Source organism: Epilithonimonas caeni DSM 17710 (assembly GCF_000426465.1).
GTDB lineage: Bacteria > Bacteroidota > Bacteroidia > Flavobacteriales > Weeksellaceae > Epilithonimonas > Epilithonimonas caeni.
On sequence record NZ_AUFK01000013.1, the window covers coordinates 154,344 to 171,526 of the forward strand.

Genomic DNA, 17,183 nt, shown 5'->3' on the forward strand with positions numbered 1-17,183 from the left:
TGCGACAAAACTTGTCGCTTTTTATTTTTTCCTAAAATTAATTGTTTTTTTACTGCATTCAAAATATTTTTTATTATTTTTTATTATGTTAAATAGTTCCAATGGGCTTTTTTAATGAAATGGCAAGCCTAAATCACATGACCATCGAACGAACATCGAACAAGGGATATACATCGGATATAGAATGGATATAGAAAAGATATGGAACAGATATACAGGGGATATACAAACCCCATATTATGTTAACAGAAAATCATAGAAACAAATAAATCTGCCCAGATCATGGAGATCTGCGAGAAAACAAAACCTGTGACCTGTTAAAACTTCATGTGCCATTCATAAAAAAATCCAAAATAAAAAATAACACGTCAACTTCTGTCGTATCACCATAATACATTTACCGCATCAGCTGATAAAAAACAATATTTATAAATTGGATTTCTATTTTCCATTATTTTTTAGTTTAGAAATATGATTTTTCTCTTCACTTTTTAGAAGAGAATCTAAACATAAAAAACTTAACTTTACGATCAAAATAGGGATTATGGATGATTTTCTAGCTGCCAGGTCTCAAATGGCTGTGTCTCTCGGGTTTCACATTATATTTTCCTGTGTCGGGATGGTGATGCCTTTTCTAATGGCTTTTTCACATTACAAATATCTTACGACCAAAGACGAAGTTTATAAAGGGCTTACAAAAGCATGGAGCAAAGGGGTGGCAATCCTTTTTGCAACAGGTGCCGTTTCTGGTACGATGCTGTCTTTTGAACTCGGTCTGCTTTGGCCAAAGTTCATGGAACATGCAGGCCCGATCTTTGGGATGCCTTTTTCGCTGGAAGGAACCGCCTTTTTCATCGAGGCCATTGCCATTGGTTTTTTTCTTTATGGTTGGGAAAAATTCAATAAATGGTTTCATTGGTTCTGCGGTGTTGTTGTCGGAGTGAGTGGATTGGCTTCGGGGATTCTGGTTGTTGCCGCCAATGCCTGGATGAACAGTCCGACTGGTTTCGATCACATCAATGGAAAATATCTGAACATCGACCCGATAAAGGCAATGTTCAATGAAGCCTGGTTTCCGCAGGCATTTCATATGACCGTTGCAGCTTTTGCAGCCACTGGATTTGCCGTTGCTGGGATCCACGCTCTAATGGTTTTGAAAAAACGAAATGTCAATTTCCATACAAAAGCCTTTCGAATCTCTGCCGGGTTTGCAATTATCGGAGCTTTGCTGGCTCCCATAAGTGGTGATATCGCTGCAAAATCTGTTGCCGTAAGACAACCTGTAAAATTAGCTGCAATGGAAGCCCATTTCGAGACCGAAAAAGGAGCAAGTTTTGTGATCGGTGGGATTCCTGATGAAGAAAATGAACAAATAAAATACGCAATCAAAGTTCCAAAGGTTTTGAGTTTTCTCGCATGGGGCGATTTTGATGCGGAAGTAAAAGGCCTGAAAGATTTCCCGAAAGATCATTGGCCTCCGGTTGCGGTGGTTCATTATGCCTTTCAGATCATGATATTTTTCGGAAGTATAATGATGGTGATCGGAATGATCTACCTCATCGCCACATTCTGGAAAAAAGAATGGCTTACGAAAACCTGGTATCTGAAAACCTTCGTTGCAGCCATTCCTTTTGGCTATATAGCACTGGAAGCAGGTTGGACAGTGACAGAAGTAGGGAGACAACCCTGGATCATCTACGGAATCATGAAAACCATAGATGCTGTAACACCAATGCCGGGAATACAGTACTCATTCTACTTTTTTACATTGATTTTCATATCTTTATCTTTGATCATCATTTTTTTATTGCTTCGCCAGATCAAAATGGTCCCGAAGTTATACGATCCGACCGACCCTAGTTATAATCCTAAAAACAAGAAATCATGATCTACGTAGTTATAGCTTTTCTTTGGATTTCAATCTGTCTATATATCATTACGGGCGGTGCAGATTTCGGAGCAGGGATCATCGAGTTGTTTTCCAGAAAATCTTACCGTGACAAAACGAAAAAGATCATGTCCAAATCCATCGCACCAATCTGGGAAGCCAATCATATGTGGCTGATCATTGCCGTTGTGGTTTTGTTCGTTGGGTTTCCCACGATTTATACGACTGTTTCTACTTACCTTCATATTCCTTTGGTTTTGATGTTGATAGGAATCATTGCAAGGGGAACGGCCTTTACTTTTCGGAATTATGATGCAGTAGACGATAGCTGGCAAAAAATTTATACACAGATCTTCTATTATTCCAGTCTGCTGACACCGTTTTTCTTAGGAATAATTGCTGCAGCAACCATTTCAAGGAGCATCGATACCGAGGCGGAAGATTTTTTAAGTCTTTATATTTTTAGCTGGCTAAATCTTTTTGGCGTTTGCGTAGGCTTTTTCACAGTAGCTCTTTGCGCTTACCTGGCATCATTATTTTCCCTTCACGAAGCGAGATTCAGTGATGCTTTGTCAATTATGATAAAAAAATCGAGAGAAACCGCTGTTTATGTTGTGGTTACCGGGCTTTTGGTTTTTGTAAGCGCTTATTATTCTGATATCCCTTTACTGAAATGGATATTTTCCAAAGCTTTAGGAATCATCGTAATTACTGCCGCGACGATCAGTCTTCTTTTTACGAATGAGGCCATCAAAAGAAGTAACTTTCTCCTTGTGAGGTTTCTTGGAGGCTTTCAGATCGTAATGATCTTGGTGGCGGCCACATACCAGCACAACCCGAATATCATTCTTTTTGCAAACGGAACTCATCTTTCTTTGTTTGACGCCAGCGCAGCTCCTAAGACCATCGAGGCCCTGGGCTGGGCTCTTCTCCTGGGAAGTATTTTTATTTTGCCGTTTCTTTTTTACTTGTTACTTTCATTTGGGAATCAGAGCAAAGCGAATCATTACAAACAATAATCATATCCTGAAAACCGTTATTTTCTGCGTGATGGTTTTATTTTTGATATGGAAACCAATTTAAATTCAATAAATAAATATGAAAAAGTTGCTATTGACAATTGGTCTGTTTGCCGGAGTTCTGTCCTATTCACAGGCCTGGAGCGGAGCAGGTGACCAGAAGGTGCAGGGAGGTTTTAACATTTGGGGATTCGGGACAGGAGTTGCCGGTAGTTATGATTACGGGATCAATAGTCTGATCTCTCTTGGTGGGGGTGCCAATGTTTATTTCAACGAGGATGAAGACAATCCTTTTGTTTTCGGGCGTATCGGCTTTCATTTGCAGGAAACTCTGGCCCTGCCTTCGGAATTGGACATCTATCCGGGCGTGAATATGGGAGTTGCGGGCAGAAACTTTGGTTTGGGCATTTATATCGGCGCAAGATATTTTTTTACAGAAAATTGGGGCGCTTTTGTAGAAGCAGGAAACAATGGAAGTCTCGGGGTTTCTTATTCTTTTTAAACTCAATTACAAATAAAAAAAGCATTCCGGAAATTTGGAATGCTTTTTTTGAAATATTATTTGGGAAATTAATTTCCCAATTCTTTCTCAATTTTTTCTATCATTTTTTCTGCGTTTCCATTGGTTCCGCCAAGACTGATTGCTTTTTTATAACTATCCAATGCCAGATCGTATTGCTTATTGGTATAATAGCCCTCTCCTAAGCTATCGAAAAGGTTGGCATCTTTAGGAAACTCATTGGTAGCCAATTTAAATATTGTTATGGATTCATTGATTTTTCCGAGCTTTAATAGTTCATAGCCTAATTTATTAAGTTCGCCCGGGTTATCAAAGCTATATTCATTTTTAGAATTTTTTTTGAGTAAATAACCTGAATTCGGGATAAGGAAATTATTAAATTATTGATTTTACAATGCTCAATTGTTTTTATCGCAAAGAAAAACAAAGGAATATACTCTCTAAAATGATTTTAAGTTAAACAATGCCACTTCGTTTATCAAAGTAAAACAAAATTTTTGTCTCACTTTGATAAGTTTTACGCCCTTGTCTTTCTAAATTATTGAAAATCAAATAATCAATTTTTTGTTTGGCTTTGCGATTTATAAATCCTTAACCCGAACTCACGTTAAATAGTAAGTCTCTATAGCTTTATTTACATCATTGACGGTTTCTTTTCTTATCGCTTGATAAACAGATTTTTTAGGAATTTCATAATCTTTTCCTAACATTAAATTATGAATAATATGCCCTAAATCCCAAACCCTATTCAGATTATTGGACACTAGAATTATTGTGATATTATTTTTAAAATCGTTTAAAAAGATGGATTAAAATGATGCAACAAGAAAAAAGAAAAGCACTCCAAAACGTTGGAATGCTTTTTATAATTTACTCTTTTAATTTAAGATTCTTGTTCTGTGCCGGAAGCGGAACGTAGCCATCGTCATTGATGACTTTTGGAAACTCGTGATTGGCCCATTTTGTTTTGGCATCTTCTATTATTTCTCGGGAGGTTCCAACGAAATTCCAGTAGATATATCTTGGTTCCGGAAAAGGTTCGCCTCCGAAAATATAAACTGTCGAATCGGGCTTCAAAATAAAATGACAAAGTTTGGAATCTTTCGCGATCAGAATATGTTTTGGATTGTAAAGATTGCCTTCGCTTTCAATATTACCTTCCAAAATGTAAAGTGATGATTCTCCAAAAAGGTAATCTCCCAGAATGATTTCCCGGTCTTCCTGAAGCGTATTTTTAACTTCCAGGAAATAAAGCGGCGAATAAGTCGGAACAGGAGATTTGCGTCCCAGGATCTCGCCTGCGATGAGTTTATAATCTACGCCATTATCTTTCCAGCTTGGGATATCTTCTTTGTTGATATGGAAAAACTCAGGTTCCATTGTTTCCAGTTCTTTGGGAAGTGCTACCCAGATCTGCAGTCCATGAAGGTTTTTATCGGTTGTTCGCAGATATTCCGGTGTTCTTTCGGAATGGGCAACGCCTTTTCCAGCGGTCATCCAATTCACTGCGCCTTCTTTGATCTCAATCTCTGTCCCAAGTGAATCCCGGTGCATGATACCGCCTTCAAACAAAAAAGTGAGTGTAGAAAGTCCGATATGCGGATGTGGTGGGACATCCAGGTTTTCATAATCTTTGAGCGCAGCAGGCCCCATGTGGTCGATAAACACAAATGGTCCAACGCTTCTTTTCTGAGTAAACGGCAACAATCTGCCAACTAAAAAGTTGCCGATATCCGCTGCTCTTTCCTCAATTATCATCTCGATATTTGACATAATTTCATTTTTAAATTTGATTTAAAATTAAGGATTTAACTTTTAAGAATGAATTAATAATTTTCAAACTTAAGGTATGTAAAGTTTTTTTAGAATCTAATTCCTTGTAGTTCCTAGAAAAGCTCAGGCTAAACTACAAGTAGATTAAGCTGTCCAAATGAATTGATTATTCGAAGTCAATAAATGACTTTTTGACAAAGATCTTTCATTGGTACAGTTTATGACTGAAATGATTACCTTTGCGTACCTATAATTTTAAAACATATTAATGGAATTAGCATTAAAGATATTTCAGTTTGTACTGAGCATCTCTATTCTTGTAACTTTACACGAAATCGGGCACTTTTTGCCAGCGAAATGGTTTAAAACCAAAGTAGACAAATTCTTTTTATTCTTTGACCCTTATTTTTCCATCTTCGCCATGAAGAAGATCAATGGAAAATGGCAATATAAATTCCTTTCCAAAAACCAACCTACTGAAGAAGAGGTGGAAATTGATGGGAAAAAAGTTCTTCAACCAATCGATATTTCTACACTTCCGGAAGATGACTGGAGAAAGCATGAAGGTGTGAAGTACGGAATCGGCTGGCTTCCTTTCGGAGGTTATGTGAAAATCGCCGGAATGGTGGATGAAAGTATGGACACCGAACAACTGAAAAAACCGGCGCAACCGTGGGAGTTCCGTGCAAAACCGGCCTGGCAGAGACTGATCATTATGCTTGGTGGTGTAACGGTGAATTTCTTTTTGGCCTGGGCAATCTATTCCTCGCTTTCCTATTTCAATGGCGAAACCTATCACGATAATTCGAAGTTCGAAAACGGGATCGCGGTTTCAGAACCAGCACAGCTATTAGGGTTCAAAAACGGAGACAAAATTTTAAAAATCGACGGCAAACCAGAAGAGAGACTGGAAGATAGTTTCCTCGATATTCTTTTGAGTAATGAAATAACAGTTTTAAGGGACGGAAAAGAAGTTAATTTTGCTCCGAATGAAGATGGAATTGCGCACATCTTAGGTGCTAATGAAGCTAAAGCTTATATCACTCCAAGATTCCCGGCCGTAGTTGACAGTTTAGCACCAAATATGCCCGCGATAAAAGCAGGACTGAAGAAAGGGGATAAAATAGTTGGCATTAACGGTGAAAAAATCGAATTCTATGACCAGGTTGGTGATATTCTAAAAGCAAGCAAGGGAGGAAAAGTTTCGTTGGATATTGTTAGAAATGATCAAACTTTGAATGTCATTTCAGATGTCAACAAAGAAGGAAAAATCGGGTTTACACCAAACTTAAAGCTCGCTCAAAGTTATCTTGACAAAACTGAAGTAACAAAAGATTATACTTTCTTACAAGCGATTCCAAGAGGCTTTGACAGAAGTATTGCTTCTTTGACAAAGCAGGTTAAGCAGTTCAAGCTTATCTTCCATAAAAAAATACAAGGTTATAAAAAAGTTGGGGGCCCTATCGCTATTGTCAACAATATGCACGTTGATAAAAGCAAAGACGGAAGCTTGTCCATAAATTGGGAGTTTTTCTGGAGCTTTACAGCTATGTTTTCGGTTTGGCTGGCTTTCCTTAATCTGATACCGATCCCTGGATTAGATGGCGGCCACGTTCTGTTTACATTATGGGAGATCATTACAAGAAAACCTGTACCGCAGAAAATATTGGAAAATGCACAAATGGTGGGTGTAATCTTCTTATTAGGGCTTATGGCGTTAATATTTGGAAATGATATAGTTAAGCTGATAGCGCAGGCTTTGGGCTAAAAAAATTAAAAAAAGTTTCAAAAAAAGTTTTGGAGTTTTTAAAAAAGTTTCTATATTTGCACACGCTTAAAGCAAAAAGAAATATTCCTCTTTAGCTCAGTTGGTTAGAGCATCTGACTGTTAATCAGAGGGTCGCTGGTTCGAGCCCAGCAAGAGGAGCAAAACCATCACAGAAATGTGGTGGTTTTTGTTTTTTATATCATTTACGTTTATAGATTCGTAAGATGCAATATAATTTATGACATTTAAAATTCAGTAAAGGGTGGCGTCAATTTATTTTGAAAAGAAAAGAGAACAAGACCTACCTTCGACTTTATGTTAAATCTTTCAAAAAGAGCATTACGATATACATCTACTGATTTAACCGACACATTCATTTCGGATGCGATTTGTTCATAAGTAAGTTCTTTCCCATCGCAAACCAAACTAAGGAAATGGAATTCTCTATCAGACAGTTTTATATCTTGAAAATTGTCATTTTTCTTTCCATAATTTTTAATCCGCCTAAGAATATCTGTTATATTACTATATCCAACTGAAAGAATATCTTCAATACATACCTTTAGTTCAGTGGCTGTACAATTTTTGTGTAAAAATCCTCTGGCACCATGCTGATACGCCCTATCAATAATATCTTCTTCCAAATGTTGTGTCAATAAAAGAACTTTATATTCTTCAGCACGTTGTTCGAGTTTCTCTAAAATTTCTATTCCATTAAGATTGGGCATCGAATAGTCCAAAATAAACAGATCCGGTTTTTCTTTCAAAGGTAGCGAGTCAATAAAAGACTGTCCATTTTTAAATTCGTAGATAATTTTAAAGTTTCCCAATTTTTCAATAAGCTCCTTAAGACCTTCTCGGACTATTTGGTGATCATCTATAATTGCAATAGTAAAATTTTTCAAATGATATATTTTTATTAAACTATGTTTTCAAAAATCTGGATAGTTGTTCCTTTTTGTAATTCGCTAAAAACCTTTAATTCCAAATTAATGATTTCTGCTCTTTTTTTGAGTGTGTTCAAACCCAATTTATCGTTATTTTGGTTGATGGCGAACCCTTTTCCGTTATCTGTAATTTGTAATAAAAAAGGATGGAACCTAAGCTCAATATCTACTTTGTCTGCAAAAGAATGCTTTAAAATATTATTAATGATTTCCTGATACATCCTGTACAGAATATGCGAATGATCCAAAGCTAGTTCAGAGGAATAAGCTGGATATTTGTATGAAAAATCTATGCTGTGACTCTGTTTAAGATACTCCAGATCTTTTTGGATCCGTTTTTCAATGCGTTCTTTATCCGAAAATGATGGGTGTAATCTATGACTTGTGGAACGTACAGATTGTGACAGTTTTGCTAAAGAAGAAGAAAGATTTTCCAATGGAACATCAACTTCCGGAAAGTCGAGCTTTAAGTTTTCCACCTGAAAATTGAGAACCGTAATTTGTTGCCCAATATCATCATGAAGGTCGCCAGCAATTGTGGATCGGATTTCCTCCTGACTTTCTATGATACTTTTGGTAAGTGTTTTCTGGAAATCAAGGTCTTTTTGATATATACTTTTTTGATAACTTGTTATCTTATAAATATGGAGCCTTATCAAAATCACACAGAATAGTACCAGCAAACATACCAGCAATAGTACAATGATGATTCCAAGTGCTATTTTATACATATCCCCTATTTTCTCTATAAATATAACAATTTATCAAAAAATAATAAATAATATTGACAAAATAACAAATAATAACATACAAACTCACATTATCAATGATTTTTATATGAAATAGGGATGATGTATCAAAAGCAAACAGTAAACTCATCCCCGTAAAAAACAAAACCGGAGAAGAAAGTATTATATAACTATTGGAAAGGAAAAAACTGAAATCTTCCTTCTTCAAATTTTGAAAACTGAAAACAATAAAATTTGAAACGTAGATAAATGTTCCCAAAACAAAGGAATAGTAATTAAGAGATCTTGCACCTTCTATATAAAGAAAATCAATTAAGCAAAAAATACTATAGAGAGGAATGATATATTTCAATGCTTTTTCCTTATTTACCATTTTGAATAAAAGAAAAAACCATAATATAAAATGGATATAGCAGTATAATACCGTAATCTCTATCAAATTATTATTGAAAGAGAAAAATGTTTCTGCAGCTGCATTCAGCAAAAGAATAGATAATAAGCCATTATTTCTCTTTTTCAGAAAAATAATGGCCACTAAAAATGTAAGAATTTCTATATAGCTGATAATCGTAAAATCCATTTGAATTTTATTTATTTTCCTGGTGGGATATGTGATAAATTATAGTAAACATATCTATTTCCATTCTTATCCGGCTGTTTAAGTTCTACTGCAAATAGCGCTTCTATGTAATAGCCGTCTTGTGTCGAGCAGTTATTCCTTTCTCTCAGCTCAGATGCATCTATTTTCTCTTTACCTTTTGTAATTACAAAACGCTTAATATTAGAGTCATTCAATATATTTTTGAATAGGTCACAATGATAAATAGAAACCCTGTCACCAAACTCACAAAAATCATCAGTCGTTGTGAATTCGAAATCATTTGCAGCTTTAGTTCTCGGAAAGGTTATTCTGATAAGTTTTTTACCCGAATTATCTGCTTCATTTAAGGCTGCCAGAAGTTTTTGATTTTGTGCCAATGGTAATACCCAATAACGACTTTTATTAATATTCAATTCTTTGAGATAAGATGCAACGCATTCTTCAAAAACCTCTTCCTTTATCAGATGTCTTTCCAAAACTGTATCATTATTTTTCTGTGTTTCTGTTGTAGCAGACAAAGCAGCAATCTTAAAAGTTGGCGGAGCCGGATTTTCATAAGTTTTTTTGAACTTCACGGTAGAGCAATTCCAAAGGAAGACCAAAAGACAAAGTAAAATTAATTTTCTCATAGTTTAATATTTTAATTGTTTAAACAAATTTCTCTGCATTTAATTTTTCTCACAATAGGAAAAAACCTAATTCTTACTTTCTTTTTCCTAATTCCTTCCAGAAAATCACCCATATAAAAATAGCCTTTTTCGTATTGATTAACAAATACTTAAGAGATTATTTTTGGACTAACTAAAATATACATTATGAAAACAAAATTATTATTACTGCTTTTGCTTTGGGCTGGAATAGCGCAAGGACAACTTTTTAATATCGCTTTTACGAAAGATAGTTTGATTGTAAATAAGAATAATAAAAACGAAGTTATTATTCCTATAGAGATCAATACGCAATTGGGAAAGGAAGATCTATGGAAAGATTATACACTAGGATTTAAAATTGAAAAAAGCTCACTCCCAGCGAGTGATTATGAGATTGATCTCAGTGCAAAGGAATTTTCAAAGATAAGAGACAAGGAAACATTGTATGTTAAAATAAAAATGGATTCATTGGTTGATAGGGAAAGACGTTTGATCTTGAGCTTAATTACTAAAGAAAATGACAAAGATGTAGGTGAGCAGAATATAAGTGATAGAAAAAAATTCATTCTTATTGTAAAATCTCATATGCCGGAAAATATATCAGAAAATTATAAAGTTCTCTCTTACATAGGTACTAATTTTGATATGGCGGAAGGAAAAACGAAAGCACAAAATCTTTTTTTTGCCACTAATGTTTTTGTTCCTCCGATAAATGGTAAAAATAGATTTGGTTTTTATCTAAGCTTATATGGTAATCGAACGATGAGCAGAACTGATTCCACATCATATAGTAACCGTACTATCAAGGTTCAACCAATCACAGATTCAATTTACTTTCGACAAAGAGGTTCAGGAGCGCTTCTGACAACAACCACATCTGACAATATAGGAGCTTTTTTTAGTCCGCTTATAAAAATAAACAAAAGAGTGGATCATAATTTTAATCTTTACTATGCTCCATCACTCGAATTTATCTGGAGACGCATCAATTTGCAACGAGTCTTTGGAACACCGACTGTTACAGATACCGTACAATCATCAGGATATGTTCCAAATACAATTATTCTGGATCAAAATACTAGATCAGAATTTAATGAGTTTGATTTTAATTTGGGATTAATTGGTGTTTTTATGGTCTACGAGACAAAAGAAGTAAGTGTAAGAGAGCAAAGCTCGGTAGGTTATTTGGCAAGATTTTATAGTGACCCTAGTAAAAAAATAAATTTCAATGCTCTTGGTAGTGAGGCTTATCCACCAATGGCTAAAAAAGATAAAATCTTTTATTTAGGAAGAGCATGGATAACCGAAGCTGTGACAGGAATTACATTACAAGCAGAAGTAAGCAATCAGCTTAAAAACTCAAGACCATTTTTCGGAGTAACTCTATCGAAAGCATTCAAATTAGATAAACTTGGGACTGTATTTAAATCATTAATAGATCAATAAGCTTAAACCGCCAAGAAAAATAAAAGATTATTTTTTATTATTTGCAACATTAAAACAAAAATCGGATCAAAGAATTTTTCAAGCAAAAGATTCCGTTTCATCAATACATTGAATTCATATTGTACTCCATTATTTTATTTTTATTTTTGTGTACAATGAAAAAGATAAAAGTAATCGAACTTTTTGCCGGCGTTGGTGGTTTTAGAATCGGTTTACAGAACAGTAACAAAGTTTCTTCCAAAGAGAACTTCGAGATTATCTGGAGCAACCAGTGGGAACCGTCCACAAAATCACAGCATGCTTCTTTGGTCTATGAATCAAGATTCGGTAAAAAAGGGCATTCTAACCAAGATATTTCCGCTGTCCCAAGCGAGGAGATCCCGGAACATGATATGTTAGTAGGCGGGTTTCCTTGTCAGGATTATTCGGTAGCAACAACCTTGAAAAATTCTAAAGGCCTGCAAGGCAAAAAGGGTGTTCTCTGGTGGGAGATCTATAGAATTTTGGATGAGAAAAAAAACAAACCAAAATTCCTTTTCCTGGAGAATGTGGATAGACTTTTAAAGTCACCAACCGCACAGCGAGGAAGAGATTTCGCGATCATGCTAAAATGTTTGTCCGACCTTGGATACGCTGTAGAATGGAGGGTCGTCAATGCCGCAGATTATGGGATGCCGCAAAAAAGGAGAAGAATTTTTATCTTAGGTTATTTGAAAGATTCGGAAATTTATAATTCATTGATAAAAACTCCAGAAATTGATTGGCTTTTGGATGAAGGTGTTTTTGCCAAAACCTTTGAAGTTGATCAGGTTTCCGACCTCAAAACTTTTGACCTTGATCAAAGTGTGGAAGAAATATCGAGTTCATTTAACAAAGAAAAAGGAGATTCACCTTTTCAAAATTCCGGAATGATCCTGGATGGCAAGGTGACAACTTTGAAAACCTCTCCGAATTACGAAGGAAAAAGGACCTTGCTAAAAGATATTCTGATTCCTGTAGATGAAGTTCCGCAAGAATATTTCATTGATGAAAGCGAAATTGATAAATGGAACTATCTGAAAGGTGCCAAAAAAGAAGTGCGACAGTCGGCAGATGGTTTCTCATATAATTACGGCGAAGGTGCGATGATCTTTCCGGATAATCTGGAAAGTCCGTCCAGGACAATCATCACAGGCGAGGGCGGAAAATCGGCTTCCCGATTCAAACATGTGGTGAGAACCAGCAAAGGACTAAGGAGATTAACACCGATCGAACTGGAAAGGCTTAATATGTTCCCTGATGATCATACATTGTTGGAAGGCGTAAGCGATGTTAAACGGGCTTTCTTCATGGGAAATGCCCTGGTTGTGGGAGTGATTGAAAAAGTAGGTGAAACGCTTTTGAAATTTGGTCAAAAAGGATAGATCTTTTTTGCTGCTCTGATCTCGATGAGCCATTTGAGGTATAACTTAAGGTTCAAAGGTTTTTCATCCTTCTGAACAGAAAAATACAAGCATCCTTCTTCCTTTTCTTTAAGGTCGCGAAGAGGGATATTTTTTTCCTGGTCAGAGTTCCTGATCTGTGCATCCAGATCATTCAAAGTATCCCAATCAAGTCCAATGTTTTCAAGATATGTTCTAAGTTTGTTCGTATTGACACTTGTGATGGAGCAGCTTTTGAAACCCTCTTCGATATTTTGAGTTTTTATTTTTATATCCGTGATCAGAAAATAATGGTCCGTAATTTTGTTTTCATCAAATAGCCAGCCTTTTTTCCATTGTCCATTTTTAAGATAACTTAGTTCAAAAGTAAATGTTGGCAAAGAATGACCGAGATAATCGAGTTGCGCTTTTTCATCGATGTAATATTCTTTCACATTATGATCAATGATGAGATCTATACCTTTATTCTGAAGATCTGATTCATGGATTCTTCTAAAATCATAATTGAGCTGCGCATAAATTTCATCCAAAAATTGACCTAATAAATATTCTTTATTCAGGTCCTGATCAAATGTTGACATCGATTTGTGTTTGAATAAAGATACTAATTTTTCCTGTTTTTCTCCTCGATCCACCGGCTCATATATTTTGTCGAATTCAGTTGGTGGTGCTGTAGAATCTTTCCGAGATAATTTTTGGTTCTGTGATCGTCCAGATTTTCTCTGATTCCAGAGACTCTACTAATGAAAGAATCCGCAAACAAATCTTTCATAAACATAGCTTCCAAAATGTGATACCCATTTTCCCGAGCCTTATTCCAAATATTTTCATTCTGATAAAGTTCAGCAGCTTTCTCAACAAAACCTTCATCAGAATTTTCTATAAAACCGTTCCAGGGCAGATCTTTGTGCATCGCTTCTGCTCCTGTTGAACTCGTCACATTGGGTAAACCGAATTTCATGCTTTCCCAGAGTTTCCCTTTCAATCCTGCTCCGAAAGGAATTGGTGCCAGCAGAACTTTCACTTTGTTAAAGATATCTTCTACAGAATCTGCTCTTCCCTTTACCAGAAAACCTTCTTTCTCATTATGAAGTCCAAAAACCTTCTGACTAGTATAAGCACCATAAATATGAAGCTCAGCTTGCGGGATTTTTTTCTTGATCGATCCCCAGATCTGTTTCAATTTCAAAACCGTTTGCCAATTGGGTTCATGAAGGAAATTACCGATGCTTACAAAATGTTGTCTTTCTTGAAAAGTAGTTTTATTTTTTTCAATTTTTTCAGTCAAAAACGGAATATAAAACAGAATATCAGGATCGATTTTAAATTTATCCGTCAGTAACTGATACTCGAATTCAGAAATAATTAACGACAGATCACAACGCAGAATCGAAGCGATCTCTCTCTTGAAAACATCATTTACCAGATCTTCATCACTGATCTCTCTTTTCTCAACAAAAGCTTTTCGTCGCGCTTCTCTCAGGAAGTGTAAATCCTCTGTATCAATCAATTTGATGGCTTGAGGACAATTCTCGGAAACGCGCCAGCCAAATTGTTCTTCGGTCACATACCGGTCAAAAAGAACAACGTCCGGATTGAGATTTCTAATCTTCTCATCAAAACTCTCATTATTGATTTCAATCTTCTGAATCTCAATCTTTTCTGAAAATTCGATGTTATTTGAGACGGTCAGGAAAGTAATTTTATAATTTGCTTCAGAAAATAGTTTTATCAATTGCATCATCCGATGACCAGCAGCAGTAGATGCAGGTTCAGGAATCACGAGACCTATAATGACTAGATGTTTCACAAAAACAAAAATAGAGATTCTTATTTGATAATTTATTGCAATAAATGTTTTGAATTCTTCTAAATCTCAGACTGACCGTGCAGAATTTTCTTAGAAATTTAAAACATTATCGAGTTCAGTATTAGGGATGTCATGCTGAGGCTCTCGAAGCATTTTTACTAAAAGAATCTTCCATTTTCAAAAAAAATTATATTAATTTTGAAGTATGCGAATAGAAAACGAAATCAAGTTGGGATTCAAAGATGTGATGTTTCGTCCGAAGCGTTCCACACTCAAATCCCGTTCAGAAGTGACTATAGAAAGGGAATTCACTTTTCTTCATACTCAGAAAAAATGGAGCGGCGTTCCGTTGATAGCAGCCAATATGGACACGGTCGGAACTTTCGAAATGGCGGAAGCTTTATCCAAAGACAAAATCATTACCGCTGTTCATAAGCATTATTCTGTACAGGAATGGTCTGATTTTCTGAAAGATAAAAGTGATGACTTCTACCAGTACATAGCATTGAGCACCGGAACAGGAAAAGCGGATGAAGAGAAGATCAAAACGATTCTGGATGCCAATCCAAAGATTCAGTTCCTTTGTATTGATGTTGCAAATGGCTACTCCGAACATTTCGTAGAATTTGTGAAAAAAGCGCGTCAGAATTTCCCTGACAAAATCATTATGGCCGGCAATGTCGTTACCGGCGAAATGGTGGAAGAATTGATCCTCGCCGGCGCAGATATTATCAAAGTCGGAATCGGGCCAGGTTCAGTTTGTACGACCCGTGTGAAAACCGGTGTCGGTTACCCTCAACTCTCCGCTATTATCGAATGTGCTGATGCAGCGCACGGTTTGGGTGGTCAAATCATTGGCGACGGTGGTTGTAAAGTTCCGGGCGATGTTGCAAAAGCTTTTGGCGGCGGTTCAGATTTTGTGATGCTGGGCGGAATGTTCGCCGGACACGACGAAAGTGGTGGTGAACTCATCACAGAAAATGGGAAAACCTTCAGATTATTTTATGGTATGAGTTCTCAAACAGCAATGGATAAACATTCCGGAGGTGTTGCCGAATATCGTGCTTCGGAAGGAAAAACCGTGAAAGTTCCTTATAAAGGTCCGGTTGCGGAAACGGTAAAAGATATCTTAGGAGGTGTTCGTTCAACTTGTACTTATGTCGGAGCATCTAAACTGAAAGAACTTTCTAAGAGAACAACTTTCATCAGAGTTCAAGAGCAGGAAAATCAAGTTTTTAACGGATAGCAGTTGAAGCATATCTTTCACATAACCAATGGCGATTATCTTGCTGAAGATTTGAAGAAAACTTCAATCGATGGCGAGATTATTGTCTGCCGGGAAGCTTTGGTCTCTGGGGATTTGAAAGCAAATTCACTGGAGGAATTCTGGGAAATTAGAGTCAAATCAGTTTCTCAGGATTATAATGTTTCTAAGGAAAGCTATTATGAAAAATCTGTTTCGGAGTTTGAAAAGATTCTAAATATTCCGGAAGGTTCCGAAGTTAATCTCTGGTTTGAAAATGATTTGTTTTGTCAGGTTAATTTGTGGTTTTGTATTTCTTTACTCTCAAATATTAAAGATTTAAAAATCTATAGAATTTTTCCGAAAACAACTACAGAAAATCTTTGGAAAGGTTTTTCAGATTCTGATAATTCTGATTTGGAAGAATCGTTGAAATCCAAAATTTTATTTAATGAAAACGATATAGAATTAGCTATCAATCTTTGGAAAGCTTATCAAAATAATGACATCGATTCTCTAAAACAATTATCAGAACATCAATCAGATTGCTTCCATTTTTTGAAGGAAATTGTTGACGCTTATATCAATATTAAGCCGGAAGATTTCATCAGGAACCAAATTGAAAACGGATTGACAGATTTTGAATCAGTCTTTAAACAATTCCAAGAAGAATTAGGGATTTTTGGTTTTGGAGATTTGCAGGTCAAGAAAATCTATGACAAAGTTTTAATTCAGAAATAAAAAAAACCAGCCGAAATTGGCTGGTTTTTTTATTAAAGATTATCTAGTTCTTTTCTTAACGCAATCGAAGCTTTTTTAACTTCTTGCGTCCAATCATCGGCGGCATTTCCGTCTGCACCGTCAGAAATATATTTCAGGGACAGAAAATCGATTCCTTCTTGCTCAGCCACTTTCGCAAGGGCAAAAGCTTCCATATCGATGACATTATATTCCGGGTTGATATGCTCCAGCTCGAACTGGTCTCCGGAACCGCAGATGCCGTTGGGAAGATTTTCTATAATTAATCCATATTCCAGGAGAATTGGTTCATTGGAAAATGGTGTTTCAAATTTCCGAAAACCTAAAGCTCTGACATCCATATCCCTCTGAATAAAACGACTGCAATTCACAACGCTTCCTCTGTCAAAAGTTGTGCTTCCGGCAGTTCCAAGATTGATAATCAAATCCGGATTAGTTTTCTGAATGGCTTTTGTAAGATTGTAAGTCGCTTTGGCTTTCCCTATTCCTACAAAGACTTTATTATATTTTTCGAATTCTTTTCCAGCTTCGGATTCCAAAGCAAAAACCAATAAAATATTGCTGTAATTCTTTCCGTTGATTATCATAA

Annotated in this window: 16 protein-coding genes and 1 tRNA gene; 9 read left to right on the top strand and 8 right to left on the bottom strand. The window is 36.0% G+C overall.

Annotated features, from left to right (window positions below):
• Positions 1-544: 544 nt before the first annotated feature.
• The 3 genes from K319_RS0106205 (at position 545) to K319_RS0106215 (ending at position 3,409) form a co-directional block, all read left to right on the top strand.
• Positions 545-1,888 (top strand): cytochrome ubiquinol oxidase subunit I, encoded by a 1,344-nt coding sequence (locus tag K319_RS0106205; protein WP_027382859.1) that lies wholly within the window; start codon positions 545-547, stop codon positions 1,886-1,888.
• Positions 1,885-2,907, top strand: a complete 1,023-nt coding sequence (locus K319_RS0106210; protein WP_027382860.1) for a cytochrome d ubiquinol oxidase subunit II — start codon at positions 1,885-1,887, stop codon at positions 2,905-2,907. Before K319_RS0106205 ends, K319_RS0106210 begins: the two co-directional genes overlap by 4 nt.
• Before the next feature lie 79 nt (positions 2,908-2,986).
• Positions 2,987-3,409 (top strand): DUF6646 family protein, encoded by a 423-nt coding sequence (locus tag K319_RS0106215; RefSeq protein WP_027382861.1) that lies wholly within the window; start codon positions 2,987-2,989, stop codon positions 3,407-3,409.
• 68 nt (positions 3,410-3,477) lie between these two features.
• Here K319_RS0106215 and K319_RS21755 read toward each other — a convergent pair whose 3' ends face one another.
• Positions 3,478-3,657, bottom strand: coding sequence for a tetratricopeptide repeat protein (locus tag K319_RS21755; protein ID WP_027382862.1), 180 nt, complete (start codon positions 3,655-3,657; stop codon positions 3,478-3,480).
• A 640-nt stretch (positions 3,658-4,297) separates the two neighbouring features.
• Positions 4,298-5,200, bottom strand: coding sequence for a pirin family protein (locus K319_RS0106230; RefSeq protein WP_027382863.1), 903 nt, complete (start codon positions 5,198-5,200; stop codon positions 4,298-4,300).
• A gap of 268 nt (positions 5,201-5,468) precedes the next feature.
• On the opposite strand from K319_RS0106230, the gene rseP reads away from it, so the two are divergent.
• Both rseP and K319_RS0106240 read left to right on the top strand, forming a co-directional pair.
• Positions 5,469-6,968 carry an RIP metalloprotease RseP gene (rseP, locus tag K319_RS0106235; protein WP_027382864.1) on the top strand — a complete coding sequence of 500 codons (1,500 nt, stop codon included), beginning with the start codon at positions 5,469-5,471 and terminating at the stop codon, positions 6,966-6,968.
• 85 nt (positions 6,969-7,053) lie between these two features.
• Positions 7,054-7,127: transfer RNA gene (locus K319_RS0106240), tRNA-Asn, on the top strand.
• 86 nt (positions 7,128-7,213) lie between these two features.
• Here K319_RS0106240 and K319_RS0106245 read toward each other — a convergent pair.
• The 3 genes from K319_RS0106245 to K319_RS0106260 form a co-directional block, all read right to left on the bottom strand.
• Entirely contained in the window at positions 7,214-7,873 is a 660-nt protein-coding gene (locus K319_RS0106245) for a response regulator transcription factor (RefSeq protein ID WP_034671504.1), read from the bottom strand.
• A gap of 14 nt (positions 7,874-7,887) precedes the next feature.
• Positions 7,888-8,646 (bottom strand): sensor histidine kinase, encoded by a 759-nt coding sequence (locus K319_RS0106250; protein ID WP_027382866.1) that lies wholly within the window; start codon positions 8,644-8,646, stop codon positions 7,888-7,890.
• A gap of 609 nt (positions 8,647-9,255) precedes the next feature.
• Entirely contained in the window at positions 9,256-9,894 is a 639-nt protein-coding gene (locus K319_RS0106260) for a hypothetical protein (RefSeq protein WP_027382868.1), read from the bottom strand.
• Positions 9,895-10,080: 186 nt separating this feature from the next.
• Here K319_RS0106260 and K319_RS0106265 point away from each other — a divergent pair, with 186 nt between their 5' ends.
• Both K319_RS0106265 and dcm read left to right on the top strand, forming a co-directional pair.
• Positions 10,081-11,361 (top strand): hypothetical protein, encoded by a 1,281-nt coding sequence (locus K319_RS0106265; RefSeq protein ID WP_027382869.1) that lies wholly within the window; start codon positions 10,081-10,083, stop codon positions 11,359-11,361.
• A gap of 155 nt (positions 11,362-11,516) precedes the next feature.
• Positions 11,517-12,764: a DNA (cytosine-5-)-methyltransferase gene (gene dcm, locus K319_RS0106270; RefSeq protein WP_027382870.1), complete on the top strand. Its 1,248-nt coding sequence runs from the start codon at positions 11,517-11,519 to the stop codon at positions 12,762-12,764.
• Here the strand turns inward: dcm and K319_RS0106275 are convergent.
• Positions 12,752-13,363 (bottom strand): hypothetical protein, encoded by a 612-nt coding sequence (locus K319_RS0106275; RefSeq protein WP_027382871.1) that lies wholly within the window; start codon positions 13,361-13,363, stop codon positions 12,752-12,754. The two genes, dcm and K319_RS0106275, sit on opposite strands and share 13 nt — an antisense overlap.
• A 23-nt stretch (positions 13,364-13,386) precedes the next feature.
• Positions 13,387-14,592 (bottom strand): glycosyltransferase, encoded by a 1,206-nt coding sequence (locus tag K319_RS0106280; protein WP_027382872.1) that lies wholly within the window; start codon positions 14,590-14,592, stop codon positions 13,387-13,389.
• Positions 14,593-14,797: 205 nt separating this feature from the next.
• Here K319_RS0106280 and K319_RS0106285 point away from each other — a divergent pair, with 205 nt between their 5' ends.
• Together K319_RS0106285 and K319_RS0106290 are read left to right on the top strand one after the other, a co-directional pair.
• Complete coding sequence (locus K319_RS0106285; RefSeq protein ID WP_027382873.1) at positions 14,798-15,838, top strand: GMP reductase; 1,041 nt, start codon at positions 14,798-14,800, stop codon at positions 15,836-15,838.
• Between the two features lie 3 nt (positions 15,839-15,841).
• A complete protein-coding gene (locus K319_RS0106290) occupies positions 15,842-16,576 on the top strand; it encodes a DUF1835 domain-containing protein (RefSeq protein ID WP_027382874.1) in 735 nt (244 codons plus the stop codon).
• Between the two features lie 32 nt (positions 16,577-16,608).
• On the opposite strand, the gene K319_RS0106295 is transcribed toward K319_RS0106290, so the two are convergent.
• Positions 16,609-17,181 (bottom strand): 5'-methylthioadenosine/S-adenosylhomocysteine nucleosidase family protein, encoded by a 573-nt coding sequence (locus tag K319_RS0106295; RefSeq protein ID WP_034671505.1) that lies wholly within the window; start codon positions 17,179-17,181, stop codon positions 16,609-16,611.
• Positions 17,182-17,183 lie beyond the last annotated feature (2 nt).

Coding starts and splice junctions, on each gene's coding strand:
- K319_RS0106205 (WP_027382859.1), top strand. CDS start 545: ATGGATGATTTTCTAGCTGCCAGGTCTCAAATGGCTGTGTCTCTCGGG.
- K319_RS0106210 (WP_027382860.1), top strand. CDS start 1,885: ATGATCTACGTAGTTATAGCTTTTCTTTGGATTTCAATCTGTCTATAT.
- K319_RS0106215 (WP_027382861.1), top strand. CDS start 2,987: ATGAAAAAGTTGCTATTGACAATTGGTCTGTTTGCCGGAGTTCTGTCC.
- K319_RS0106230 (WP_027382863.1), bottom strand. CDS start 5,200: ATGTCAAATATCGAGATGATAATTGAGGAAAGAGCAGCGGATATCGGC.
- rseP (WP_027382864.1), top strand. CDS start 5,469: ATGGAATTAGCATTAAAGATATTTCAGTTTGTACTGAGCATCTCTATT.
- K319_RS0106250 (WP_027382866.1), bottom strand. CDS start 8,646: ATGTATAAAATAGCACTTGGAATCATCATTGTACTATTGCTGGTATGT.
- K319_RS0106260 (WP_027382868.1), bottom strand. CDS start 9,894: ATGAGAAAATTAATTTTACTTTGTCTTTTGGTCTTCCTTTGGAATTGC.
- K319_RS0106265 (WP_027382869.1), top strand. CDS start 10,081: ATGAAAACAAAATTATTATTACTGCTTTTGCTTTGGGCTGGAATAGCG.
- dcm (WP_027382870.1), top strand. CDS start 11,517: ATGAAAAAGATAAAAGTAATCGAACTTTTTGCCGGCGTTGGTGGTTTT.
- K319_RS0106275 (WP_027382871.1), bottom strand. CDS start 13,363: ATGTCAACATTTGATCAGGACCTGAATAAAGAATATTTATTAGGTCAA.
- K319_RS0106285 (WP_027382873.1), top strand. CDS start 14,798: ATGCGAATAGAAAACGAAATCAAGTTGGGATTCAAAGATGTGATGTTT.
- K319_RS0106295 (WP_034671505.1), bottom strand. CDS start 17,181: ATGATAATCAACGGAAAGAATTACAGCAATATTTTATTGGTTTTTGCT.